Below are 23592 nucleotides of genomic sequence, written 5' to 3' on the forward strand. Positions count from 1 at the left end.
GCCCCCGAGAATTAGCAATGGCCGTGCCATTCCAGGAAAATCCATTCAGAACATGAAGTTGAAATACGTCACATTACCAGAAGTGTCGAACAGTACCGTTTTGCCAGACTGATTCTGCTCCATTTCCGTTACACCGCTCACGATCAAATTTCCCTGCAACCCACCCAGACACAGCCGTGACGTGACTCGGAGCCTGTTTTTTTCACCTGTTTCAAACGTGATACATCACCGCCGCCGCATCAGGTCCAGACGCCGCACGAAGTCCTTCATGATGGCCTGATACAACCCCTCCTTGAGTACCTCATCCTCCACGCCCGCATCCAGGCTGGGGTTGTCGTTCACCTCGATCACCATGACACCCCGATCGGTCTGCTTGATATCCACCCCGTACAGGCCGTCACCGATCAGGTTGGCGGCCTTGAGGGCCGTCTTCACCACCACGGGAGGCGCCTGCTCCACCGGCAGGGTACGAAAGCCCCCCTGGCGCAGATTGCCCTTGGCCTGGTGATTGACGATCTGCCAGTGTTTCTTGGACATCAGGTACTGGCACGCGTACAGGGGCTGCTTGTTCAGAATCCCCACACGCCAGTCAAATTCCGTGTAGACGAATTCCTGGGCCAGGATCAGGTCCGACTCCTTGAACAGGCGCTTGCTGATCTCTTCCAGCTCCACCCGGTCCTCCGCCTTGAACACCCCACGGGAAAAGGACCCGTCGGGAATCTTCAGCACCACCGGATAGCCGATCACCTCCTCGGCCGCCAGGATATTTTCCTTGCGCAGGATCAGGGTCTTGGGGGTCGGCACCTTCTGCCCCGCCAGCAGTTCCGCCAGGTAGACCTTGTTGGTGCACTTGAGGATGGAATCCGGATCATCGATCACCACCATCCCCTCGCTGTCCGCCTTGCGGGCAAAACGGTAGGTGTAGTGGTCGATCCGGGTGGTCTCGCGGATGAACAGGGCGTCGTACTCGGCCAGCCGGCCGAAATCCTTGCGGTCGATCAGATCCACTTCCAGACCCAGGGCCTTGCCCTGGCGAACGAACTGGTTCAGGGCCGCCCGGTTCGACGGCGGCAGATCCTCGTCCGGGTTCTGCAGGATGGCCAGATCATACTTGAAGTTGCGCGGCCCCCGGGGCTTGCGCCAGGGGCGTTTGAGGTAATTGTCCAGGGCCTCGAAAAAGGCCGTTTCCTGCTCCGGGGTCAGGCTGTTCAGGGCCAGGGGCTTGATGGCATCGATGCGCCACTGACCCACCAGCCTGAATTCCACCTTGAACAGGGGCGCCCGAAAGATGGAGAACAGCTGCTGGCCGATCTCGTGCATTTCCTTGGGGGCGCACTGGCCGAAGAAGACCGTGATCTCGAAGGCGGTGGGCTGCAGGCCGGCGCGCTTGCGTCCCAGCACCCGGGCCACCTTGCGGTCGATGTCCTCGGTATCCAGGCTGTAGATGGATTTCCTGGACAGATCCTGCAGGGTGCGCACCGTGGGCACCACCTTGTGCTGGCGGGCCTCCGCCAGCAGGGAGCAGTAATACCCCTCGCTCAGATAGCGGTGACTGCGGCACAGGTTGATGACCCGCAAACGGGTATGGCTGGAATACCTGGGATTGGTGAGGTAGTCCTCGGCCACCACCACGGGATATTCGGGGAAATGGGGCTTCCAGTCCCCCGGCTGCTCGATGAGCAGGACGTGATCCGACATGAATGATGTTCTCCTTTGGACGAGGGGGAAGATCAGGAACGAGGATAGACCACCAGCACGGCCTTGAGCCCGGCCTTGCCGTAGCGGGCCATGCGCTCGAAATCCCGCTGCAGGATGGGCATGTTGATGGAATCCGTGGGGGTTTCACCGTTGTCGTAATCCACGAAGGGATCGTGCACATAGATGAAGTGATCATCAAACCCGGTCACCACCACCCAGTGGGGAAACTTCTCGCCGTAGATCTGGTAGGAACTGATCAGCACCACGGGAATGCCGCCGGCCTCGAAACGGGCCCGCAGGTCCGCCGCGCTCAGGGTGCCGTAGCGGAGCGGCACGCATCGCTCTCTCAGCTCGTCAAGCATGTCTTCCTGCACCAGTCGCATGACCTCCTTCTTTTCCTCGCTGCGCACGGAGTCCAGCAGGGGCATGCGCTCATCGCTCAGGGTCAGTTCCACGCCGAAGCCGCGATGGGCGGCGGAAAGCGCCAGTCCGAACGGGCCGCAGCCGCCGTGTCCCGCAGTCATGAAAATGGTGGTGGCCTCACGCCACAGGCGCAGCTCCAGACGCCGGTCCATGGCCATGGACGCATCCTGGGCCTTCATGGCCATCATCAGGGAGGATGGCCCGCAGGTGAAATCCAGGGTCTGTTCGTAGAAAGGCACCCGCACCATGTCCGGCCGCAGGTGAGGCGCCAGGGATTTTTCATAGCGCCAGGCATCCATGTGGTCTTCGTAATAATCCCCGTACTCGCCGAAACGGCGATACTCCAGGGATTCGAACAGACGGATGGAGGCCTGATTGTCCTTGCGGATCTCCAGGCGCAGATAGGCGCAGTCCCGTTCCCGGGCCTCCGCCTCGGCGGCCTCCACCAGTTGCCGGCCGACGCGCCGTCCGCGGGCCTCATCATCCACGGCAATGGAATACAGGCGAGCCATGGACGTGCCGCGACTGAACAGCAGCAGCACATACCCCAGAATTCCCTCGCCTTCGTCAAACACCAGGGTGTGGGCCTTGCCCTTGGTCAGCAGGTAGCGAAACTGGCGGCGGGAGAGCCGGTCACTGGCAAAGCAGCGTTGCTCGATCGCCAGCAGGGCGGGGATGTCGGAAAGCCGGGCGGGGCGGATCACGGGAGCGAGGACCAGGGCGAAAGGACGCCGAAACAGGCAGGGAGGGACGGTGTGAATTCTACACCCGTTGAGCGCAAAACGCAGGATCAACCCGGTTTCGTCGCGCCGGGGATGTCGGGCCAAAGGGGCTTCCATTAGGATATGACCCTTTCCACTTCGCTTTTCAGGACGTCAAGGTATTGAAACACGCCCCCATCGCCCCCCATGTCGCCTGGTTCCGCGACGCCGCCCCCTATATCAACGCCCATCGGGATCGCACCTTCGTGATCGCCTTCGGCGGCGAGGCGGCGCTGCAGCCGGGGTTCGCCGCCCTGCTCCATGACATCGCCATCCTGCAGACCCTGGGGGTCCGGCTGGTGCTGGTGCATGGCGCCCGCCCTCAGATCGAGGAACGCCTGCGGGCCCGGGGGGCGGAAATCCGCTACGTCAACGGCCTGCGGATCACCGATGAACAGGCCCTGCGGGCGGTGAAGGATGCCGCCGGTTCCCTGCGGGTGGAGATCGAGGCCCTGCTGTCCATGGGGCTGGCCAATACCCCCATGTCCGGGGTCCGGGTACGGGTTTCCTCCGGCAATTTCGTCACCGCACGCCCCCTGGGGGTACGCGACGGGGTGGACTACCAGCACACCGGCGAGGTACGCCGGGTGGATACGGAGGGCCTGCGGCGCCACCTGCAGTGCGGCGAAATGGTCCTGCTGCCACCCATGGGCTACTCCCCCACCGGCGAGATCTTCAACCTCAGCGCCGAGGATGTGGCCATCGCCGCCGCGATTGCGCTCAAGGCGGACAAACTGATCTTCTTCAGCGACACCCAGGAGCTGCGGGACGAGGACCAGACCCCCATCACCCACCTCACGGCGGATCAGGCCGAAACCCTGCTCCAGGGGCCGCGCACCATTCCCGATGAGCTGGCCGCCCACCTGCGCAGCGCCATCACGGCCTGTCGTCAGGCGGTGGAACGGGTGCACATCGTCGACCGGCGCCAGGACGGTGCCCTGCTGATGGAGCTGTATACCCGGGAAGGGGCCGGCACCCTGGTCACCGGCGAGCGCTACGAGCGGCTGCGCCCGGCCCGGATCGAGGATGTGGGCGGCATCCTGGAACTCATCCAGCCGCTGGAGGCCGAAGGCATCCTGGTGCGCCGTTCCCGGGAACAGCTGGAGCTGGAGATCGAACGGTTCGCCGTGATCGAACAGGACGGCATGATCCTGGCCTGCGCGGCCCTGTATCCGTTCCCGGAAGAGCAGGTGGGTGAACTGGCCTGCGTGGCGGTCCACGCGAATTATCGGGGAGGGGGGCGTGCCGAGATGCTGGCCGAGTACCTGGAGACCCGGGCACGGGCCATGGGCATCACCCGCCTGTTCGTCCTCACCACACGAACCGCCCACTGGTTCCGGGAACGGGGATTTGAGCCGGGTGAACTCAAGGCGCTGCCCATCAGCCGGCAGCAGATGTATAACTATCAGCGCAATTCCAAGATCTTCATCAAGCCGCTGCCTGCCACCCGGCGCATGCCGGCCTGATCAGGAGAACCGTTCCTCGCGCTCGTGCCGCTCCTGTGCCTCGATGCACAGGGTGGCGATGGGGCGGGCCTCCAGCCGGCGCAGGCCGATGGGCTCCCCGGTCTCCTCGCAATAGCCGTAGCTGCCGTCATCGATGCGCCGCAGGGCGGAATCGATCTTGCCCAGCAGCTTGCGGTAGCGATCCCGGGTGCGCAACTCCAGGCTGGCATCGCTTTCGCGGCTGGCCCGGTCGTTGGGATCCGGCTCCCGCCACTGCTCCTCCTGCAGGTTGCGGATGGTCTGTTCCGATTCCTCCAGCAACTCTTCACGCCATTGCAGCAACTGGCGGCGGAAATAGGTCAGGTGTCTGGGGCACATGTAGGGTTCATCCCCATCGGGACGATACCCTTCGGGCAGATCGACGTTCATCACGGATCCTCACTGCCGAAAAGACCGGAGAAGTTGAAGTGCACAAGTATACCTCCCTTCTTCATCCCCGGGGGAGGACCTGGCGCTTCCTGGCCAGGGTCAGCCCGTCACCAATGGGAATCAGGCTCAGGCTCACCGCCGGATCTTCATGGATCAGGGCATTGAAGGCCCGGATGGCTTCCGTCTCCGGGGCATGGTCATCCGGATCCGCCACCCGGCCCGACCACAGGGTATTGTCCAGGCAGATCACTCCCCCCGACCGGATCAGCCGCAGGCAGCGACGGTAATAATGGACGTAGTTGAGCTTGTCGGCATCAATGAAGGCCAGATCAAAGGAACCGGCGGCGCCATCCGCCAGCAGACCGTCCAGGGTATCCATGGCCGGTGCCAGGCGCAGTTCGATGCGATCTCCCAGGCCGGCCTCATCCCAGTAACGGCGGGCGATCCCGGTCCAGTGCCCGTTGATGTCGCAGCAGAGCATGCGGCCGTCTTCCGGCATCGCCCCCGCCATCCAGAGGGCGCTGTAACCGGTGAAGGTGCCGATCTCCAGAATCCGCCGGGCCCCGGTCAATTCCACCAGCAGGGCCAGGAACTGCCCCTGCTCGGGCGCCACCTGATAGTTGTGTTCCGGCAGATGGGCCGTTTCTTCACGCAGACGCTGGTACAGCGGGGGCTCCCGCAGGGAAACCGACCACAGGTAGGCCTGCAGGCGCTGATCCAGGTCCGTGGTGATGTTGGACATACTGATTGTCTCCAGAAAGCCCGGTTTCATGCAGCCTGTCAAGGCAGCGTCAAACTGTTTCGTTATACTCGGAAACAAACCTGCCGTACACGCATCAAACCGCCTGAGTATCGATGGAACCCGTTTGGGTCAAGGAGTCGTCGTTAATGAGCCTGAATGGACCCTTTGCCAGACCGCAGCGCATCATTCAGATCACCGATCTGCATCTGTGCGATTCGCCCGGAGACATCATGGGTTCCGGCGTCGACACGGATCAGAGCCTTCGGCAGGTTCTGGATCAGATCCGTCGCCGGGAAAAGGCCCCGGACCTCATGCTGATCACCGGAGACCTGGTCAATGACCCGGTTCACGGCGCCTATCGCCGCCTGCGCACCCTGCTCAATCCCCTGCCCTGGCCCATTCAGTGCCTGGCCGGCAACCATGATGACCCCCAGCTCATGGAAGACGTGCTGTGCAAGGACAACCTCAGCTGCCGCAAGGCCGTGTCCCGGGGCGAGTGGCTGTTCGTCAGCCTCTGCAGCGTGGTGGAAGGCGCCGCCCACGGCCTGCTGGACGAGGGTGAGCTGGCCTTTCTGGACGAAGTGCTCACCCGCCACCCGGCCCGCAATGCCCTGATTTCGCTCCACCACCCGGTGGTGTTCGTGGGCAGTACGTGGATGGATGCCATCAACCTGCACAATACCGAGGACTTCTTCCAGGTACTGGACCGGCATCCGCAGGTGCGCGGCGTCCTGTTCGGCCATGTGCACCAGCAGGTGGATCAGGTTCGCAACGGCGTGCGGCTCATGGGGACCCCCTCCACCTGCGTGCAGTTTGCCCCCCGCACCCGTCATTTCCAGCTCGACACCCTGCCCCCGGCTTACCGCCGGCTGCAGCTTCACGCAGACGGACGTATCGACACGGACGTGACCTTTGCCTTCCGGGAAGCCGACACCGACAGCGAGCCCCAGCCGACGTCCCTCATGGAATCAACCGCGCATCGGGTCAGCCTGGCCTGACACTGCCTTCCTAATCGCTCCCGTTCTGCCGCCGTACCGGGCGGCTGGCATTGAGCATCAGCACCACCGAACGTGCCTGCAGGGGATACACCTCGTGGCTATGGAACATGCGGTGGTCCGGTCGCGGCCCCCGGGGATAGACCGTGTCCAGCAGCACCTCCCAGCGGGTGCGGGCTGGCTCCGGCGGCAACCGGAACGAGATCGGCTCATGCCCGGCATTGATCAGCAGGATCATGTCCGCGTCCCTGACCCGGCGGCCGCGCTCGTCGTACTCCTCGAACAGGTCTCCGGCAATGAACATGCCCAGGCTGCGGGCAAAGCCCTGCAGCCAGTCCTCCTCCTTCATCTCCTCGCCGTCCGGGCGCAACCAGGCCAGATCCTTCACCCCGGCCCCCATGATGGGCCGCCCCTGGAAGAAGTGCCGCCGACGCAGGGCGGGATGATTCTTGCGCAGCCTGATCAGGTATTGCACGAAAGGCATCAGGTCCCGGGCATGCTCATCCAGCTCCCAGTCCACCCAGGACAACGGTGCATCCTGGCAGTAGGCATTGTTGTTGCCCCGCTGGGTACGCCCGCGCTCATCCCCCGCCAGCAGCATGGGAATGCCCTGGGACAGGAACAGGGTGGCCAGCATGTTGCGCTTCTGCCGGGCGCGCAGGTCCAGGACTTCCTTGTCATCGGTGGCCCCCTCGGCCCCGCAGTTCCAGGACAGGTTGTGGTTTTCCCCGTCCCGGTTGTCCTCGCCGTTGGCCTCGTTGTGCTTGTGGTTGTAGCTCACCAGGTCTTCCAGGGTGAAGCCGTCGTGGCAGGTGACGAAGTTGACGCTGGCATAGGGACGGCGTCCATTGGACTCATAGAGGTCCGATGAACCGGTAAGCCGGTAGGCCATGTCACCGATCAACCCGTGCTCCCCCTTCCAGAAGGCCCGCACGCTATCCCGGTAACGACCGTTCCACTCGGTCCAGCCCACCGGGAAGTTGCCCACCTGATACCCACCCTCCCCCAGATCCCAGGGCTCGGCGATCAGCTTCACCTGGGACAGCACCGGATCCTGGTGGATGATGTCGAAGAAGGCCCCCAGCCGGTCCACCTCATGCAGCTCCCGGGCCAGGGCGGATGCCAGATCGAAGCGGAAACCGTCCACATGCATCTCCTGCACCCAGTAGCGCAGGGAATCCATGATGAGCTGCAACACCCGGGGATGGCGCATGTTGAGGGTATTGCCGCAGCCGGTGTAATCCATGTAGTAGCGACGGTCTTCCGGGACCAGGCGGTAGTAGGCGCTGTTGTCGATGCCCCGGAAGGAGAGGGTCGGCCCCAGGTGGCTGCCCTCGGCGGTGTGGTTGTAGACCACGTCCAGGATCACCTCGATGCCCGCCGTGTGCAGGGTCTTCACCATGGTCTTGAATTCGTTCACATGGCCGGAGGCGCAGTAGCGCATGTCCGGCGCAAAGAAGCCCATGGTGTTATAGCCCCAATAGTTGCGCAGCCCCTTTTCCACCAGATGCCGGTCATCCAGGAAGGCCTGCACCGGCATGATCTCCACCGCCGTCACTCCCAGACGCTGCAGATAGGAGATCACCGGCGCCGTGGCCAGCCCCGCATAAGTCCCCCGCAGGGCGGTATGGACATGGGGATTCAGGGCGGTAAATCCCTTTACATGCAGTTCATAGATCACCGTCTCGTGCCAGGGGGTGCGAGGCGGCTTGTCATCCCCCCAGGTGAAGGCGGTATCGATGACCTGACACTTGGGCATGCCGGTGGCCGAGTCGCGACGGTCCATGAACAGGTCTTCGCGGCTGGAACCGATTCGGTAACCGAACAGGGCATCGCTCCATCGCACCTGACCGTGCAGCGCCTTGGCATAGGGGTCCAGCAACAGCTTGTTGGGATTGAAGCGATGACCGGCTTCCGGCTCATAGGGGCCATGGACGCGATACCCGTAGAGCATCCCCGGACGGGCCTCGGGCAGATAGCAATGGAAGACCAGATCCGTCTGCCAGCGCATCTCGATGCGCTCCAGCTCCCGCCGACCGTTGGGATCGAACAGGCAGAGCTCCACCTTTTCGGCATGTTCTGAAAACAGGGCAAAATTCACCCCTTCACCGTCCCAGGTGGCCCCGAGCGGATAAGGACTCCCGGGCCAGATCGCCCAGTTGGATGGGGGCATGCAGCATACCTTCCGCATCGTAAGCGATGCGTGCTTGAAACGTACCGGATATTGCCCTGCAGTATAGGGTCCGGTGGAAACCCTCCGCAATCGCGAACCAGCCCTTGGCGAAGCCGGCAGGCATGCAATAATGAGGCTCCCCCACCGGAACCCGCCCTGCATACTGATGAAAACCAGTGCCACCCCCAATACCCGACGCGCCAATCTGCATGCCTGGCTGCGGGGAATGATCGGGGAAGACACCCCCATGCCCCGGCTACTGTCCGCCGACGCCAGCTTCCGGCGCTATTACCGGCTGTGGGAATACAACCGCAGCTGGGTGATCATGGATGCCCCCCCGGACCGGGAATCCGCCGACGACTTTGCGCGCGTCGCAAGACTCCTCCTTGAACTGGGCCTGAGCGCCCCGCGCATCCATGGCCTTGATGCCGAACAGGGCTTTATGCTGCTGGAAGATTTCGGTGATCACACCTTCAGCCGCGCCCTCGCCGACGGCGCCGACGAGCACGGGCTCTACCGCCTGGCCACGGACGCCCTGATCGCCCTGCACCGCGGCTGGAGCCATCACCACGGCCACCGGATCGAAGCCTACAGTGAAGCCGTACTGCTCAACGAGGCCCTGTTGCTGCTGGACTGGTACTGGCCCGAGGCGATGGGCGAGCGCTGTCCCGAGGCAATCCGCCGGGACTTCATCACGGCCTGGAAAGACATCCTGCCCCAGACCACCGCCCTGCCCCATACCCTGGTCATGAGGGACTACCATGTGGACAACCTGATGGTCCTGCCCGGTCGTCAGGGGGTGGCCGCCTGCGGCCTGCTGGACTTCCAGGACGCGCTCATCGGCTCGCCCGCCTATGACCTGGTATCCCTGCTGCGGGATGCCCGGCGGGACGTGGACCCCGGCGTGGCCGAGGCCATGATGGCGCGCTACCGGGACGCCTTCCCCGGCCTGGATGCCACCGCCCTGGACGACAGTTTCTGGATTCTGGGAGCCCAGCGCACCACCAAGATCATCGGCATCTTCACCCGGCTGTGGCGGCGGGATGCCAAGCCGGCCTATCTGCGTCACCTGCCGCGACTGTGGCGCCTGCTGGAACAGGAACTGGCCCACCCGGCCCTGGCACCCGTCCGGGCCTGGTATGACACCCACCTGCCCCACGACCACCGGCTGGCACTGTCCCGCAACGGCATGCACCAGCCCTGGGAACCCTCGCGCAAGTCGGGGCAGGCCGCAATCCTGCTGCCCCCGGCCTCAATGCCCCCGACACGGAGAGGCCCCTGATGCATGCCATGATCCTGGCGGCGGGCCGGGGCGAACGGATGCGCCCCCTCACCGACCACACCCCCAAACCCCTGCTCACGGTGGCCGGACGCCCCCTGATTGAGCACCATCTGTCGCGGCTCCGGACCGCGGGCTATCAGGATATCGTGATCAATCTGGCCCATCTGGGCGAACAGATCCGCGCCCACCTGGGAGACGGTAGCGCCTGGGGGCTGCGTATCCACTATTCACGGGAGGATGTGGCCCTGGAAACCGGCGGCGGCATCCTTCAGGCACTGCCCCTGCTGGAATCAGACCCTTTCCTGGTGATCAACGGCGATATCTGGACGGATCATCCCCTGAACCCGCCAACCATGGCGGGGGACGATCTGGCCCATCTGATCCTGGTGGACAATCCTCCCCATCACGGAGCTGGAGACTTCCGGCTCATGGACGACAGGGTGCTGGCGGAAGGCCTTCCCCGCCTCACCTTCGCGGGCATCGGCTGGTATCGTCACGCACTGTTCTCAGGCTGCCGGCCCGGGCGTTTTCCACTGGCGCCCCTGCTGCGCACGGCCATGGCCCTGGGCCGGGTCAGCGGTCGGCATCACACCGGGGTCTGGCAGGATGTGGGCACGGTGGAGCGACTGCGGGCCCTGAATGCCCTGCCCGGCAGGCCGTGACGGGGCTGGCCGCCCGGCCTCGATACGGGCTAGAATTTCGGGCTACCAGGAATATTCCGTCATACCGAGACAGTCACAGGTATCGCCATGCACCTTCCCAAGCCTCCCATCCTGCTGCCCCTGGGCGTCGGCCTTCGTCTGCTGCCGGATGCCGTCCACACCCGGGTATTCTCCGCCCTGATGAACCACGTTCTCAAGGGCCAGCCCGCCGCGGATGAACTGGGTCCGCTGGAAGGCAAGCGCATCTGCCTGGCGGTGACCGATCACGCCGGCAGCATCTGTTTCCGGGTCAAGGACGGTGGCGTCACCCATTGGGACTGCAAGAGCCCGAATGACTGGGATGTGCGCATCCGGGGTCGTCTGGAAGATTTCTGGCGCCTGGCCACGCGCAGCGAAGACCCGGACACCCTGTTCTTCAGTCGCCGGCTGGATCTGGAAGGGGAAACCGAGGCAGGCCTGTACCTCAAGAACCTGCTGGACACCGCGGAACCGGACTGGGAAAGCCACATCCACGCGGTACTGGGAAAACGGGCCGGCGCCAAGGCCGTGAAGATGCTCAGCCACCTGGGTCTGGGGCGTTACCTGCCCGGCGGCCTCCACCCCACCAGCCACTGACGGGAAAGCCGCCCGGCCACGCCGTGGGAGCCGGCCCGCCGGCGAATGCGGGGGCGAATCAACGCCCCCTTCGCCACCAGGGTCCGCGCCCACCACGGGACCGTAACCGGCCTCGGGGGGAAACGGGAGCGGGCTTCAGTCCAGGATCTGCAGATCGGCAGGATGCCGGATGCGGATGCGCGGCTGCCCCTGGTGGTTGTAGACGATTCCCCGCCCCATCACCTGACGGCCTTGCAACGTCGCCAGATCAAGCCCCGGGAAATGGATCATGTCCTCATGGTCGATCCGGAAGGCCACATTGCCCTCCAGATTGATCCAGTGGGAACGCTGGCTCTCCCCCAGACGCACCACCCGTCCCTCCACCAGACGAAACCCCTCGCTGCCCGGAGGCAGCTCCCGGGCGGCAAACACCCGCAGGTGTTCCTGCTCCCAGATCTCCAGCCCGGCATCACGGGCCTGGGCCTCCGCATCCCGGTAGCACTGCAGATTCCAGTCATTGGGAGGGATGGTCAGCGCCACCGCCAGCCCACGGGCCAGTAGTTCGGCATGGATGGATCTGCCGTCCGGGGTGAACAGATGGGCCAGACGCCGCTGGTAGCGGTCCTGCCGCTCCCGGTCATGCACCAGCAATACCTGGTGGTCGTGGGCCTCCAGGATCTCGATCAGGGCATCCCTGGCCTCGTGGCCGAAGGGTTCGGCGCTGTTCTCCCGCCAGAAGATCTCCGGGGTGTCCAGACCGATCATGCGCACCCGGGTGCCGTCGGAGAGACGCACGGTATCCCCGTCATGGACGTGGTTGACCCGCGCCTGCTCCACCCGGCCCGCCGGTCCACCGCAGGATTCCGGCAGGGTCACGGCCTGGGCCATGCCCGCCATGGACGCAACAAGGGCGCCGACCAGCAGCGCCCTTGTCTTCAAACCGTGCAATCGAGCCATGAATCCGGCCCGATCTTACATTCCGTAGCGACGACGGAACTTGTCCACCTGGCCGGCCGTATCGACGATCTTCTGCTTGCCGGTATAGAACGGATGGCAGGCGGAGCATACTTCCACCTGCAGGCTGTCACCGGCCTGGGTGGAACGGGTGGTGAACGTGTTACCGCAGCTGCAGCTCACGGTGACATCGTGATAATCGGGATGGATATCCGCCTTCATGAAAGCACCCTCGAAAGCCTGTATAGCGCCAAGAAAAGAGCGGCAATATACTGCATGCTCCCATCAGATACAAGGCGCGCGAGGATGGACTGCCCTTTTGGCCACCCCGCCGCCCCTTTTGCGAGTCATCCGTGAACCAGCTTTCCACTGCCATCCCTCCCCGCGTCGGTTTCATCAGCCTGGGTTGCCCCAAGGCCCTGTCCGACTCCGAGCGCATCCTCACCCAGCTCCGCGCCGAAGGTTACGGCGTCTCTCCCAGCTATGCCGATGCCGACCTGGTGGTGGTCAACACCTGCGGCTTCATCGACGCCGCCGTCACCGAATCCCTGGACGCCATCGGCGAGGCCCTGGCGGAAAACGGCCGGGTGATCGTCACCGGCTGCCTGGGCGCGGACGCCGACAGGATCCGCGACCGCTTCCCGAACGTGCTGTCCGTCTCCGGCCCCCATGCCTACGAACAGGTCATGACGGCGGTGCACGCCCATCTGCCCGCCCCCCATGCCCCCTTCGAGAGCCTGGTGCCGCCCCAGGGCGTGCGCCTCACGCCCCGGCATTTTGCCTACCTGAAGATCTCCGAGGGCTGCAATCACCACTGCAGCTTCTGCATCATCCCCCGCTTTCGCGGCGATCTGGTCAGCCGCCCCGTGGGCGAGGTGATGCAGGAAGCCGAGAATCTGGTGGCCGCCGGCGTCAAGGAGTTGCTGGTCATCTCCCAGGACTCCGGTGCCTACGGGGTGGACGTGAAATACCGCACCGGGTTCTGGGGCGGCAAGCCCCTGCGCACCCACATCCAGAGCCTGGCCGAGGCCCTGGGCAGCCTGGGGGTCTGGGTGCGAATGCACTATGTCTACCCCTACCCCCACGTGGATGACCTGATCCCGCTGATGGCGGATGGGCGTATCCTGCCCTACTTGGACATCCCCCTGCAGCACGGCAGTCCCCGCGTCCTCAAGGCCATGCGCCGACCGGCGGCCGCGGAACGGGTACTGGAGCGAATCCGGCAATGGCGGGAGGTCTGCCCGGACATCACCCTGCGCAGCACCTTCATCGTCGGTTTTCCGGGAGAAACGGACGAAGACTTCGAGACCCTGCTGGACTTCATCCGCGAGGCCCGGCTGGACCGGGTGGGCTGCTTCACCTATTCGCCGGTGGACGGCGCCCCCGCCAACGACCTGCCCGGCACGGTACCCGAGGCGGTCAAGGAGGCGCGCATGGCCCGATTCATGGAGGTTCAGGCCGGGATCAGCGAGACCCGGCTGGCGGAGAAGGTGGGGCGGCGGATGCGGGTTCTGGTGGACGATCTGGATGAGGACGGCACCGCCATTGCCCGCTCCAGCGCGGACGCCCCGGAGATCGACGGTCTTGTCTTCGTGGAAGACGGGGAAGCATTGCGTCCCGGAGACTGGGCCGACGTGGAGATCATCGACGCCTCGGAACATGACCTGTTTGCCCGGCAAACAGAGGGGAGTGCCGGTCCGGCAAATTAAAGACCCGTCACTCCCTTGCACATCGTCATTCCCGCGAACGCGGGAATCCAGTCACGGACATTGAAAAATCCCGAACGCCCCCCTTCTCCCCCAAGGAGACAAGGGGGGCGACACACCGTCAGGGCAGCAGATGCGCCACGCCGTCGCGCTCTTCCCGCAGCTCCTGCTCGGTCACGGTCATGCGCTCGCGGCTGAATGCATCGATCTCCAGCCCCTGCACGATGCTGTAATCACCATTCCTGCAGGTGACGGGGAAGGAGTAGATCAGACCTTCCTCGATGCCGTAACTGCCGTCGGAAGGCACGGCCATGCTCACCCAGTCGCCATCCGGCGTACCCAGGGCCCAGTCACGGATGTGATCAATGGCGGAACTGGCGGCGGAAGCGGCGGAAGAAGCACCACGGGCCTTGATGATCGCGGCACCGCGCTGCTGCACGGTGGGAATGAAGTCGGTTTCATACCAGTCACGGGGCACCAGACCGGCAGCGGCGTCACCCTTCACGGAGGCCTGGCTGATGTCCGGATACTGGGTGGCGGAGTGGTTGCCCCAGATGATCATCTGACGGATGTCCGTGGTGGCGGCACCGGTCTTGCCGGCCAGCTGGGCCAGGGCACGGTTGTGATCCAGACGGGTCATGGCGGTGAAGTTGCGCGGATCCAGATCCGGCGCATTGCGCTGGGCGATCAGGGCATTGGTATTGGCGGGATTGCCCACCACCAGCACCTTCACCTGACGGCTGGCCACCGCGTTCAGGGCCTTGCCCTGCACGGAGAAGATGGCCGCATTGGCTTCCAGCAGGTCCTTGCGCTCCATGCCCGGACCACGGGGACGGGCACCCACCAGCAGGGCGTAATCCGCATCGGCAAAGGCCTCTTCCGGCTTGTCGGAGATCACGGTACCGGCCAGCAGCGGGAAGGCGCAGTCTTCCAGCTCCATTACCACGCCGCGCAGGGCGTCCATGGCCGGGGTGATTTCCAGCAGCTGCAGAATGACGGGCTGATCCTTGCCGAGCATGTCGCCGGAGGCGATGCGGAACAAGAGGCTGTAGGAGATCTGGCCAGCCGCGCCGGTGACGGCAACGCGCACGGGGTTCTTCATGAAACTACCTCCAGAGTACTCGATGGGATGGGATGAACAAGGGCGGAATTCTAGCAGAAAGCAACCCCGCGCACCGGTAGGTCATTTCTTCTTGTCGGCATCACCGGCACTCTGGGTAAACGCCTGCCAGAACATCTTCTGCATGGCGTCCATGTTGGCGATGCCGCTCTGCAACATGGGCTGCATCAGGGCCAGGGCCTCGTAACCCTGCTGGCCCTCGCGGATGCGCCGGGACAGGTCGTCCATCATCTCCTTCTGCAGCGGCGCCACATCGGGCAGCCCGAGAAAGGCACGCAGTTCTTCCGGGGTGGCATCCAGCTCTACGGTCACCTTCATGACAACTCCTTCGCCGGACAGACGGCGGTTTTTGGGGTTACTGCAAGGTAACAGATATCGCCCTTACTTGAAGCCATACCCCGCTGTCCGTCCTGATACAATCGAGCCGTGAACACGCCCACCTACCTTGTCGACACCAGCATCTTCATCTTCCGCGCCTGGTTCGCCCTGCCCGACACCCTCACCTGCCCACGGGGTCAACCGGTGAACGCGGTGGTGGGCTTCATGAATTTCGTCCGCACCCTGATGCGGGAAGAACGTCCCGAGCGGATTGCCTTCGCCTTCGACGAAAGCCTGGGCAGGCACTACCGCCAGTCCATCTACCCCCCCTACAAGGCCCACCGGCCGCCGGCGCCGGAGGCCCTGAAACGCCAGTTCCTGCTTTGCCGTGAACTGCTGGATGCCTGCGGCCTGACCACCCTGTCCAGCCGGGAGTTCGAGGCGGACGACCTCATCGGCACCCTGGCCGACCGTGAACGCCGTGCGGGACGCGCGGTCATCCTGGCCACCGGCGACAAGGATCTGGCCCAGCTGGTGCATGACGGCGACCTGTGGTGGGACCCGCGCCGAAACCGGCGCCTGGACCCCGACGGCATCCGCAAGCTGCTCGGCGTCCGTCCGGACCAGGTGGCGGACCAGCTGGCCCTGGCCGGCGACAAGGTGGACAACATCCCCGGCATCCCCGGCGTGGGCATGAGTACCGCGGCCCGTCTGCTCCGGCGCACCGACACCCTGGAGGCCCTGCTGACGGACATCCCGGCCGTGGGCCACATGCCCATCCGCGGCGCCAGGCGGCTGATGGCGCTGATCGAAACCCACCAGGACACGGTGCGCCTGGCCCGGCGGCTGACGGGCATCCATTGCGGGATACCGCTGCCCGACGGCCTGGACCTGCGGCCCGGCCCCGGCGACGAGGACCGATGGCACTCCCTGCACGGAGAACTCGGCCTGGCGGGAACCCCGACCGCCCGGCCGCTGTCCCTATAACCCGACGCATTTCAGGCAAGTTTGCAACCATGTCACACCCAGGCCTCACACGCCCCCTGCACTGCCTCTGCTGCCTGCTGCTCCTGGCCGGGCTGGCCTTGCCCGCCGGCCCGGCCGGTGCCCATCCCCATGCCTGGATCGACCTGGAGGTCACCGCCGTGTTCGATGGGTCCGGGCACGTCACCCGGCTGCACCAGACCTGGCTGATGGACCCCTTCTACAGCGTCTTCCTGCTGGACGAGATGGCCCACAACGCCGCCGGCGATACCCGGGAAGAAAAACTGGCCGACATCGCCCGGCAGGTGATCGAGAACCTCACCGACTACCACTTCTTCACCGAAATCCATCACGGTGAACAGGTCATCCGCGACGTGCGCGCCGAAAACCCGACCTTGAAGGAGATCAACGGGCGCCTGGCACTGAGCTTCAGCTTGCATTTCCACCAGCCCGTGGACCCGGTCCGGGCACCATTGCGCTATGCCGTCTTCGATCCCACCTATTTCATTGAAATCCTGCACGCCGAAAACACCGTGCCCCATCTGGAGGGCGGCTCGGAGCGCTGCGAGATCCGCATCCGTCAGCCCCGACCCGACCCGGTCATGGTGGCCAGGGCCATGGCCCTGGATTACGACCAGACCGGCGACGCGGATCTGGGCAAGCACTTTGCCGAACGGGCTGAAATCCGATGCACCGACTGATCATCCTCTGTCTGGCGGCCCTGCTGCTGCCCCTGCACGTCCACGCCTCGGCGCTGACCGGGGGCGGACCGCCGCCCAGCGCGCCCGCTCAGCCGTTGATGCTGTTCGAGGACGAAGCTCCGTCACAAGCCGGCCTGCGGGATCGCATGGTGGCCTGGGTCATCACCCAGCAGCGCCAGCTGCACCGCCGGCTGGCCGATGGCATGCAGCAGGTAAGGGAAAACCCCGGCCCCGCCAGTGCGGGGGCGCTGATTCTGGTGAGCTTTCTCTACGGCATCTTCCATGCCGCCGGCCCCGGCCACGGCAAGGCCGTGATCACCACCTACCTGCTCACCCACCGCCAGCACCTGCGACGCGCCCTGAGCCTGTCCTTTGCCTCGGCCATGCTGCAGGGAATCACCGCCATTGCGCTGGTATCCGGCGTCCTGCTCATCGCCGGCATGGCCGCCCGTGAAGCCATGGGCCGGGCCTACCTGCTGGAGCAAATCAGCTTTGCCCTGGTGGCCTTGCTGGGGGCCTGGCTCAGCCTGCGGGCAATGCGTGGTTATCTGCGCCTGTACCGGGCGCCGGCACCGGCGCCAATCCGGCTGCAACCCCTCACCATCGCCCCCCCGGCAGGCCGCCGAGGCGGGCAGCCTGTCCGCCATGATCGCCACCATCGTGGCAGTGGGCATCCGGCCCTGCACCGGCGCCATCCTGGTGCTGGCGGCCGCCCATCTGCTGGGCTTGTGGCTGGCGGGCATCTTCGCTGTCCTGGCCATGTCCCTGGGCACGGCCATCACCGTGTCCGCCCTGGCCATCCTGGCCGTCAAGGCCCGCCATCTGGCAGTCCGACTGGCGGGCGGCGGCGAATACCGGGCCATGGCCTGGGCGGGCCAGACCATCACCCTCATGGGCGGACTGCTGATCCTGGGCCTGGGCCTGATGCTGCTCGCCGGCAGCCTGGGCAGCGCGGGGAGCCATCCCCTTGGCCTCTAGAACCGGACCACCTCCCCGGCGACCCGTCGTCCGGCCGTCACGCAACCCCGCAACCCGCGTCATTCTGCTGAACAAGCCCTACGACGTCCTCACCCAGTTCACCGACGGTCAGGGGCGTCGCACCCTGGGCGACTTCGTTCCCGTCCCCGGCGTCTACGCCGCCGGCCGACTGGACCGGGACAGCGAGGGTCTGGTGGTGCTGACCAACAATGGTCGCCTGCAGGCCCGCATCACCGATCCGGCCCATCACATGGGCAAGACCTACTGGGTGCAGGTGGAAGGGGTGCCGGACCCAAAGGCCCTCCACACCCTGGCAATGGGGGTGCTGCTCAAGGACGGCCCGACCCGACCGGCCGAGGTACGGATCATGGATGAACCGGCGGGACTCTGGCCGCGGGACCCGCCCATCCGTGAACGCCGCCACATCCCGGTCACCTGGCTGGAACTGACCATCCATGAAGGCCGCAACCGGCAGGTACGGCGCATGACCGCCGCGGTGGGCCACCCCACCCTGCGCCTGATCCGCCACCGGATCGGCACCTGGACCCTGGACGGACTGGCGCCGGGACAGTGGCGGGAGGCCTGAAGATCCAGCAACGGCAAGCCACCCCTTGCACGACCCGGGATTGCCACTTTAAAGTCGCATCTTGAGAAGGGTTCGGAATACGCCGAGAAGATCCAAAGCACGCCATTCCCCCACGCCTACGCCGGTCCACCCGGAAGGGGTTCCATCCATGTCATCGCGCCGTCTGACGGGCTACCTGCTCCCGCTGCTGATCCTCCTGTCCGGCCCGGCCACGGCCCTCACCACCGGCACCGACGCCCAGCGCGAACGTTTCGTGCAAACGGAACGTGCCCTGCAGCAGGGCAATCGCGCCGCCTTCCAGCAGGGCGTGCGGGAGCTGCAGGACTACGCCCTGCTGCCCTACCTGATCCACGCCGACCTGAACGCCCGCTTCCCCCAGATCCAGACGGACGAGATGGACCGGTTCCTGGAACGCTGGGGAGACAGTCCCCTGGGTCAGCGCCTGCGCACCCGCTGGCTCGGCCATCTGGCCGGGCAGGGTCGCTGGGAAGACTACCTGCGCCATTACCAGGACGGCCTCGGCGCCACCTACGCCTGCCAGTACCACAACGCCCTGCTCAGGACCGGTCGCCGTGACCAGGCCCTGGACGGCGTGGAAACCCTCTGGCTGGTGGGGCGCTCCCAGGTCAGCGAGTGCGATCCGGTGTTCAACGCCTGGCGGGAGGCAGGCCGTCTGACACCCCAGCTCGCCTGGGAGCGCTTCCGGCTGGCGATGGAGGCCGGCCAGCCCGGCCTGGCCCGCTACCTGCGCCGCTACATGCCCGAAAGTGACCGGGTGTGGGCCGACCGCTGGCTCAGTCTTTACGAAGACCCCGCCGGCCTTGCCCGCATCCAGTGGCGGGCAGATGCCCACCCGGGTGCCCGCGATGCCATTGCCCAGAGCTTCAACCGGCTGGCCCGGCGCGACCCCCGCGAGGCCCTGACCCTGTGGGAGTCCGACCGGCGCAACTGGGGCATGGCCCGGGAAGACGCCTACGAGACCCAGCGCTTCATCGCCCTGCGCCTGACCCTGAGGGAAAAACAGGACGCCCTGCCCTATCTGGCCACCCTGCCCGATGCGGTGTTCGATGACCTGCTGCGACAATGGCAGCTCCGGGCCGCCCTGGCCAAGGGCGACTGGGAGACCGTGGCCAAGGCCGTCACCCGCATGAGCGGCGAGGCCCGGCAGGAAGCCGCCTGGCGTTACTGGCATGCCCGAGCCCTGGAACAGATGGGAGATCGCAAGGGCGCACGGGCCCTCTACAACGGCGTCAGCGAGGAACGCAATTTCTACGGCTTCCTCGCCGCCGACCGCCTGGAACGCCCCTACCGCATCGGCCACCGTCCGCTGGACGTCACCCCCGACCGCATGGCGCGGGTGAGTGAGGACCCGGGGCTGGCCCGCTCCCTGGAAATGCTCGCCCTGGGCCGCCTCATCGACGCCCGGCGGGAATGGATACACCTGCAGAATCGCCTGCAGCAGCGGGACCGGGAAGACCTGGAGGCACTGGCCCTGATCGCCGGACAGATCGGCTGGCATGACCGGGCCATCTTCGCCGCCGCCCGCGCCCAGCGTTTTGACGACATCGACCTGCGTTTCCCCCTGGCCCATGCCCCCCTGATCATGGAAAAGGCCACGGTCCAGGGCATCAATCCGGCCTGGGCCATGGCGGTGGCCCGCCAGGAAAGCGCCTTCATGCAGGACGCCCGTTCCCATGCCGGCGCCCTGGGGCTGATGCAGATCATGCCGGATACCGGTCGTGCCATGGCCCCCCACGTGGGCGCCACGGTCAGCAACCCCATGCAGCTGCTGGACCCCGGCCTGAACGTGAGCATCGGCACCTACTATCTGCGCCGCAACCTGGACAACTTCGGCGGCCATCCCATGCTTTCCACGGCGGCCTATAATGCCGGTGCTGGTCGCGTGCGCTCATGGCTGCCCCAGGACGAGGAAGTCCCGGCCGATGTCTGGGCCGAACTGATCCCGTTCTCCGAGACCCGGGATTACGTCAAGCGGGTGCTGGCCTACAAGATCCTGTACGAAGTGCGCCTGGGCATGAACCCCACCACCCTGAGCAGCATCCTGCCTCCGGTGACGCCGGCCGCCCGTCTGAGCCAGTCTCAGGTGAGGCATCAGGTCCGCTGGAGTGGCGCCAACGGCGGCCGCCCGGCGGTGAATACCTACTGTGATGCCCCGGGCTATACGGACACGCCCTGCCTGTGAGCCATTTCGCCTGCCCGGAAAACCACCGTCACCCCACCTCCGCCAGCAACCGTCGGGCCACCCGCTCCGACTGTCCGGCATACCCCCCGCCGAACAGGTTGAAGTGATTGAGCAGGTGATAAAGGTTGTACAGATCCCGCCGCACCCGGTAACCCGGGTCCAGGGGCCAGACGGACTCGTAGGCGGCATAGAACTCGGGGCCGCAACCGCCGAACAGCTCGGTCATGGCCACGTCGGCCTCCCGGTCGCCGTGATACACCGCCGGATCGAAGATCACCGGCCGGCCCTCCCGGTCGGTGTCGTGGTTGCCGCTCCACAGATCCCCGTGCAGCACTGAAGCCACGGGACGGTAGCCCGGAAACAGGGCCGGCAATCCCTCCATCAACCGCTCCACGGCGTCGATCAGGCCCGCCCCGCCCCCGGCCTTCGCGGCCCGACGGATCTGGAAACCCAGCCGATGCTCCCGATAAAACATCACCCAGTCGTCACACCAGGTGTTGATCTGGGGGGTACTGCCGATGGTGTTGTCCCGGTGCCACCCGAAGCGGGGGGCCACATGCCGGTGCAACGCCGCCAACTGCTCCCCGAACAGGGCCGGGCGCGACGGCCCCCCCAGGGGCACATGCTCCATCACCAGGAAGCTGCGCCCCTCCACCACCCCGTGGCACAGGGGCTCGGGCACCCGGATCGCCCCCGGCGTCCGCAGGGCCAGCAGGCCTTCCGCCTCGGCGGCGAACATGTGGGCCAGATCGGGGCGATTGAGCTTGACGAAAAAGCCACGACCGTCCTGCCCCTGCAGCACGGCGGTTTCGTTGATGCATCCCCCGGCCGCGCCGCGCCGGTCCCGGAGCACAAAGGGGCTGCCGGAGGCCCGGCTGATCTCGTCGCACAGGGCGGGCAACAGGGTCACGGGGCCACCAGCCTGCCGAACACCTCTCCGGCACGGGTCTCCCGCAACACCGTCCACCCTGCCGGCAGTTCCGTCTCCGGCTCCGACAGGGCCTGCTCCAGATACAGGCGCGCCCCGGGCCGCAGCAGACCGGGACGGCCCAGATGCGCCAGACAATCGGGCAACAGCCCCTTGCCGTAGGGCGGGTCCAGAAACACCAGGTCGAAGGATTCGTCACAGGCGGCCAGATAGGCCAGCCCATCCCGCGCCATGACCTGGACCCGGTCCGTCTCCAGGATTTCCACCTGGGTCCTGAGGTGGGCGGCCACCCGGGCATCCCGTTCCACCATCACCACCCGCGATGCCCCCCGGGAGGCGGCCTCGAACCCCAGTGCCCCACTGCCGGCAAACAGGTCCAGACAGCGGGCGCCCTGGACCACCGGCTGCAGCCAGTTGAACAGGGTTTCCCGTACCCGGTCCGGGGTGGGGCGCAGGCCGGGACCATCGGGCACCGACAGTCGCCGACTGCGCCAGTCGCCGCCGATGATGCGCAATCGCCCCGGCGCACCGCGCCGGGGCGGCTTCGATACACGGGCCTGCATCAACCCTCCCCACCGACGATGACCGTCACCAGACGGCCCGGATCCACCCGGCGCCCGAAGGCCTCGTTCACCGTAGCCGGATCCAGGGCCTCCACCTGATCGGTGAAGGTGTCCAGATAATCCAGCGGCAGGCCGTAAAAGCCCATCATCGCCACATGATCCAGAATGCCCGAATTGCTGGCGGTGCGCAGGGGGAAACCGCCGACGATATTGGACTGGGCGGCCTTGAGTTCATCCTCGTCCAGCCCCGAGGCCACAAAGTCCTCCAGGGTCCGGCGCATCACCGCCACCGCCTCATCCGCCTGAGAAGCCTGGGTCTGCACCCCCATCAGGAACGGCCCCGCCGCCGCCATGGGCGAGAAATAGCTGTAGACGCTGTAGGCCAGGCCCCGCTGGGTGCGGACCTCCTCCATCAGCCGGGAGGTGAAACCGCCCCCACCCAGGCGATGATTGCCCACATACAGGGGGAAATGGTCCGCATCCCCCCGGGCCATCCCGGGATGGCCCATGAAGACATGGACCTGCTCGGAAGGAAAGCTCACCCGGATGGTCCGCCCTTCCTCGGGCATGGCCACCTCGGGCAGGGCCGGGGCCGCCTCCCCCGCCGGCAGGGCGGCGGCGATGCGTTCGGCCAGGGCCTCGGCCTGGGACCGGTCCAGCCCGCCCACCAGGGCCAGGATGCCGTTACGGGCCACATAGTAGGTCTGATGGAAGGTCTTCAGCTGTGCCGGGGTGATGCCGGCCAGCCCGTCCTCGGTGCCCAGGGGGGAATGGGCATAGGGATGCCCGGCATAGACCGTCTCGAAGAAGGTGCGACCGGCAATGGCCCCCGGGTTCTGCTGCTGGGCCTGCAGGGAGACCAGGGCCTGGCGCCGGGCCCGGTCCAGACCCCGCTGGGAAAACACGGGATCGCCCACCACGGTGACGAAGGTCTCCACCGCCGTCTCCAGCCAGTCGGGCTCGGTCAGGCTGCGCAGATTGAGGATGGCCATGTCCCGCTCGGAGCTGGACCCGAACTGGGCGCCCACCCCTTCGAAGCGCTCGGCAATGGTGTCGGCATCCCAGTCACCGGCGCCGTCCCGCAGCAGGGTGTTGGTCAGGCGGGCCAGGCCGGGGTGATCACCGTCCCGGGCACTGCCGGCATTGAACACCAGCCGGGCATCCACCATGGGCAGGGCCGGAGAAGGCACGAAATAGACCTTGAGACCGTTCTCCGTCTCCCAGTGCTGGACCGTGGAGGCGGCCGGGGCCGTCATGGGCACGAGCAGCACCAGCAGGAGCAGACCCGTCCAGCCGGGACGTGACAGGCGGGAAAATATCGTCATGTCAGGGTTCCTTTATCGTGAA

Annotated in this window: 23 protein-coding genes and 1 pseudogene; 12 read left to right on the top strand and 12 right to left on the bottom strand. The window is 65.8% G+C overall.

The features are described from left to right. Positions 1-225 precede the first annotated feature (225 nt). Both CKO35_RS04960 and CKO35_RS04965 read right to left on the bottom strand, forming a co-directional pair. Positions 226-1698 carry a RimK family protein gene (locus tag CKO35_RS04960; protein ID WP_200173241.1) on the bottom strand — a complete coding sequence of 491 codons (1473 nt, stop codon included), beginning with the start codon at positions 1696-1698 and terminating at the stop codon, positions 226-228. Between the two features lie 32 nt (positions 1699-1730). Further along, on the bottom strand, positions 1731-2825 hold the full coding sequence (locus CKO35_RS04965; protein WP_200173382.1) for a peptidase C39 family protein: 1095 nt from the start codon (positions 2823-2825) through the stop codon (positions 1731-1733). A 179-nt stretch (positions 2826-3004) separates the two neighbouring features. Here CKO35_RS04965 and argA point away from each other — a divergent pair, with 179 nt between their 5' ends. Beyond that, complete coding sequence (gene argA / locus CKO35_RS04970; protein ID WP_200173243.1) at positions 3005-4348, top strand: amino-acid N-acetyltransferase; 1344 nt, start codon at positions 3005-3007, stop codon at positions 4346-4348. Here argA and dksA read toward each other — a convergent pair whose 3' ends face one another. Both dksA and CKO35_RS04980 read right to left on the bottom strand, forming a co-directional pair. Then, positions 4349-4756, bottom strand: coding sequence for an RNA polymerase-binding protein DksA (gene dksA / locus CKO35_RS04975; protein ID WP_200173245.1), 408 nt, complete (start codon positions 4754-4756; stop codon positions 4349-4351). It abuts the gene before it with no gap. Positions 4757-4817: 61 nt separating this feature from the next. After that, complete coding sequence (locus tag CKO35_RS04980; protein ID WP_200173247.1) at positions 4818-5498, bottom strand: O-methyltransferase; 681 nt, start codon at positions 5496-5498, stop codon at positions 4818-4820. A gap of 146 nt (positions 5499-5644) precedes the next feature. On the opposite strand from CKO35_RS04980, the gene cpdA reads away from it, so the two are divergent. Then, positions 5645-6496, top strand: coding sequence for a 3',5'-cyclic-AMP phosphodiesterase (gene cpdA / locus CKO35_RS04985; RefSeq protein WP_200173249.1), 852 nt, complete (start codon positions 5645-5647; stop codon positions 6494-6496). 10 nt (positions 6497-6506) lie between these two features. Here cpdA and glgX read toward each other — a convergent pair whose 3' ends face one another. After that, a complete protein-coding gene (gene glgX, locus CKO35_RS04990) occupies positions 6507-8666 on the bottom strand; it encodes a glycogen debranching protein GlgX (RefSeq protein WP_200173251.1) in 2160 nt (719 codons plus the stop codon). Between the two features lie 166 nt (positions 8667-8832). Here glgX and CKO35_RS04995 point away from each other — a divergent pair, with 166 nt between their 5' ends. From CKO35_RS04995 to ubiT, 3 genes are all read left to right on the top strand, one after another. Continuing rightward, on the top strand, positions 8833-9948 hold the full coding sequence (locus CKO35_RS04995; RefSeq protein WP_200173253.1) for an aminoglycoside phosphotransferase family protein: 1116 nt from the start codon (positions 8833-8835) through the stop codon (positions 9946-9948). Next, complete coding sequence (gene murU / locus CKO35_RS05000) at positions 9948-10610, top strand: N-acetylmuramate alpha-1-phosphate uridylyltransferase MurU (RefSeq protein ID WP_200173255.1); 663 nt, start codon at positions 9948-9950, stop codon at positions 10608-10610. Before CKO35_RS04995 ends, murU begins: the two co-directional genes overlap by 1 nt. An 87-nt stretch (positions 10611-10697) precedes the next feature. Then, positions 10698-11225 (top strand): ubiquinone anaerobic biosynthesis accessory factor UbiT, encoded by a 528-nt coding sequence (ubiT, locus tag CKO35_RS05005; protein WP_200173257.1) that lies wholly within the window; start codon positions 10698-10700, stop codon positions 11223-11225. A gap of 135 nt (positions 11226-11360) precedes the next feature. Here the strand turns inward: ubiT and CKO35_RS05010 are convergent, their stop codons facing one another. Together CKO35_RS05010 and rpmE are read right to left on the bottom strand one after the other, a co-directional pair. Then, positions 11361-12161: a thermonuclease family protein gene (locus CKO35_RS05010; RefSeq protein WP_242467024.1), complete on the bottom strand. Its 801-nt coding sequence runs from the start codon at positions 12159-12161 to the stop codon at positions 11361-11363. Positions 12162-12176: 15 nt separating this feature from the next. Beyond that, a complete protein-coding gene (gene rpmE, locus CKO35_RS05015) occupies positions 12177-12380 on the bottom strand; it encodes a 50S ribosomal protein L31 (RefSeq protein ID WP_008931923.1) in 204 nt (67 codons plus the stop codon). Positions 12381-12511: 131 nt separating this feature from the next. Here rpmE and rimO point away from each other — a divergent pair, with 131 nt between their 5' ends. Further along, positions 12512-13867, top strand: a complete 1356-nt coding sequence (gene rimO / locus CKO35_RS05020; RefSeq protein WP_200173259.1) for a 30S ribosomal protein S12 methylthiotransferase RimO — start codon at positions 12512-12514, stop codon at positions 13865-13867. 118 nt (positions 13868-13985) lie between these two features. On the opposite strand, the gene CKO35_RS05025 is transcribed toward rimO, so the two are convergent. Next, positions 13986-14966: a malate dehydrogenase gene (locus tag CKO35_RS05025; protein WP_200173261.1), complete on the bottom strand. Its 981-nt coding sequence runs from the start codon at positions 14964-14966 to the stop codon at positions 13986-13988. A gap of 81 nt (positions 14967-15047) precedes the next feature. Then, positions 15048-15302, bottom strand: coding sequence for a DUF6489 family protein (locus CKO35_RS05030; RefSeq protein ID WP_200173263.1), 255 nt, complete (start codon positions 15300-15302; stop codon positions 15048-15050). Between the two features lie 108 nt (positions 15303-15410). Here CKO35_RS05030 and CKO35_RS18330 point away from each other — a divergent pair, with 108 nt between their 5' ends. The 6 genes and pseudogenes from CKO35_RS18330 (at position 15411) to CKO35_RS05055 (ending at position 20754) form a co-directional block, all read left to right on the top strand. Further along, positions 15411-16289 (top strand): 5'-3' exonuclease H3TH domain-containing protein, encoded by an 879-nt coding sequence (locus CKO35_RS18330; protein WP_200173265.1) that lies wholly within the window; start codon positions 15411-15413, stop codon positions 16287-16289. Positions 16290-16318: 29 nt separating this feature from the next. Beyond that, positions 16319-16987 (top strand): DUF1007 family protein, encoded by a 669-nt coding sequence (locus tag CKO35_RS05040; protein ID WP_200173267.1) that lies wholly within the window; start codon positions 16319-16321, stop codon positions 16985-16987. A 203-nt stretch (positions 16988-17190) separates the two neighbouring features. Beyond that, positions 17191-17481: pseudogene (locus CKO35_RS17885) on the top strand (HoxN/HupN/NixA family nickel/cobalt transporter); the annotation flags it as partial. A 151-nt stretch (positions 17482-17632) separates the two neighbouring features. After that, positions 17633-17965, top strand: a complete 333-nt coding sequence (locus CKO35_RS17890) for a HoxN/HupN/NixA family nickel/cobalt transporter (protein WP_242467025.1) — start codon at positions 17633-17635, stop codon at positions 17963-17965. A 61-nt stretch (positions 17966-18026) separates the two neighbouring features. After that, on the top strand, positions 18027-18551 hold the full coding sequence (locus CKO35_RS05050; protein ID WP_200173385.1) for a pseudouridine synthase: 525 nt from the start codon (positions 18027-18029) through the stop codon (positions 18549-18551). Between the two features lie 148 nt (positions 18552-18699). Beyond that, positions 18700-20754, top strand: a complete 2055-nt coding sequence (locus tag CKO35_RS05055; protein WP_200173269.1) for a transglycosylase SLT domain-containing protein — start codon at positions 18700-18702, stop codon at positions 20752-20754. Between the two features lie 28 nt (positions 20755-20782). Here the strand turns inward: CKO35_RS05055 and CKO35_RS05060 are convergent, their stop codons facing one another. Genes CKO35_RS05060 through CKO35_RS05070 form a run of 3 tightly spaced genes read right to left on the bottom strand, consistent with a single transcriptional unit; the run spans position 20783 to position 23570 of the window. Then, positions 20783-21664 (bottom strand): fructosamine kinase family protein, encoded by an 882-nt coding sequence (locus CKO35_RS05060; protein ID WP_200173270.1) that lies wholly within the window; start codon positions 21662-21664, stop codon positions 20783-20785. Continuing rightward, a complete protein-coding gene (rsmD, locus tag CKO35_RS05065) occupies positions 21661-22245 on the bottom strand; it encodes a 16S rRNA (guanine(966)-N(2))-methyltransferase RsmD (protein WP_200173272.1) in 585 nt (194 codons plus the stop codon). The genes CKO35_RS05060 and rsmD overlap by 4 nt, the downstream gene beginning before the upstream one ends. Continuing rightward, positions 22245-23570: a M16 family metallopeptidase gene (locus CKO35_RS05070; RefSeq protein WP_200173274.1), complete on the bottom strand. Its 1326-nt coding sequence runs from the start codon at positions 23568-23570 to the stop codon at positions 22245-22247. The genes rsmD and CKO35_RS05070 overlap by 1 nt, the downstream gene beginning before the upstream one ends. Between the last annotated feature and the right edge of the window lie 22 nt (positions 23571-23592).

The organism is Ectothiorhodospira shaposhnikovii (assembly GCF_016584105.1).
Lineage (GTDB): Bacteria > Pseudomonadota > Gammaproteobacteria > Ectothiorhodospirales > Ectothiorhodospiraceae > Ectothiorhodospira > Ectothiorhodospira shaposhnikovii.

Coding starts and splice junctions, on each gene's coding strand:
- CKO35_RS04960 (WP_200173241.1), bottom strand. CDS start 1,698: ATGTCGGATCACGTCCTGCTCATCGAGCAGCCGGGGGACTGGAAGCCC.
- dksA (WP_200173245.1), bottom strand. CDS start 4,756: ATGAACGTCGATCTGCCCGAAGGGTATCGTCCCGATGGGGATGAACCC.
- CKO35_RS04980 (WP_200173247.1), bottom strand. CDS start 5,498: ATGTCCAACATCACCACGGACCTGGATCAGCGCCTGCAGGCCTACCTG.
- cpdA (WP_200173249.1), top strand. CDS start 5,645: ATGAGCCTGAATGGACCCTTTGCCAGACCGCAGCGCATCATTCAGATC.
- glgX (WP_200173251.1), bottom strand. CDS start 8,666: ATGCCCCCATCCAACTGGGCGATCTGGCCCGGGAGTCCTTATCCGCTC.
- CKO35_RS04995 (WP_200173253.1), top strand. CDS start 8,833: ATGAAAACCAGTGCCACCCCCAATACCCGACGCGCCAATCTGCATGCC.
- murU (WP_200173255.1), top strand. CDS start 9,948: ATGCATGCCATGATCCTGGCGGCGGGCCGGGGCGAACGGATGCGCCCC.
- ubiT (WP_200173257.1), top strand. CDS start 10,698: ATGCACCTTCCCAAGCCTCCCATCCTGCTGCCCCTGGGCGTCGGCCTT.
- CKO35_RS05010 (WP_242467024.1), bottom strand. CDS start 12,161: ATGGCTCGATTGCACGGTTTGAAGACAAGGGCGCTGCTGGTCGGCGCC.
- rpmE (WP_008931923.1), bottom strand. CDS start 12,380: ATGAAGGCGGATATCCATCCCGATTATCACGATGTCACCGTGAGCTGC.
- CKO35_RS05025 (WP_200173261.1), bottom strand. CDS start 14,966: ATGAAGAACCCCGTGCGCGTTGCCGTCACCGGCGCGGCTGGCCAGATC.
- CKO35_RS05030 (WP_200173263.1), bottom strand. CDS start 15,302: ATGAAGGTGACCGTAGAGCTGGATGCCACCCCGGAAGAACTGCGTGCC.
- CKO35_RS05040 (WP_200173267.1), top strand. CDS start 16,319: ATGTCACACCCAGGCCTCACACGCCCCCTGCACTGCCTCTGCTGCCTG.
- CKO35_RS17890 (WP_242467025.1), top strand. CDS start 17,633: ATGATCGCCACCATCGTGGCAGTGGGCATCCGGCCCTGCACCGGCGCC.
- CKO35_RS05055 (WP_200173269.1), top strand. CDS start 18,700: ATGTCATCGCGCCGTCTGACGGGCTACCTGCTCCCGCTGCTGATCCTC.
- rsmD (WP_200173272.1), bottom strand. CDS start 22,245: ATGCAGGCCCGTGTATCGAAGCCGCCCCGGCGCGGTGCGCCGGGGCGA.
- CKO35_RS05070 (WP_200173274.1), bottom strand. CDS start 23,570: ATGACGATATTTTCCCGCCTGTCACGTCCCGGCTGGACGGGTCTGCTC.